1 protein-coding gene is annotated in these 350 nt (G+C 60.9%); it reads right to left on the bottom strand.

The features are described from left to right. A partial coding sequence (locus AC1RPG_RS08475; RefSeq protein WP_481762547.1) for a DnaB-like helicase C-terminal domain-containing protein occupies window positions 1-350 on the bottom strand: 350 nt, incomplete at both ends.

Raw genomic sequence — 350 nt, 5'->3', positions numbered from 1 at the left:
CGACGTTGGCCATGACGCGCACCGTGGTTTCCTTCGCACTCATTTCGAGAGGAACCACCAGCACCTTGTAGCCGGCGCTAGCCATCTTGGTCGCGATGTCGTTGGCAAACAGCGATTTACCGGCACCTGAGCCTGCGGCGATGGTGACCATCGAGCCGCGAGCAAATCCCCCGGACTGCCGATCGAATTCGGGAATGCCGGTCGGTATGATGTCGTCACCGGACTCGGCGTACAGGATGTCGCGGACCAGTGCCGTCGCATTGTTGTTCATCCCGAAGTGGGTGAACGCGTCTTTCGTGCTCTTTGTGGCACGCGCGCTCGACAGGCGCAGTGCCGTATCCTCCAGAAGC

This window comes from Dellaglioa sp. CoH-57-MRSF-18 (assembly GCF_056781995.1).
Note: the sequence above shows the minus strand (reverse complement) of the source record. Positions and strands in the feature narration are given on the sequence as shown.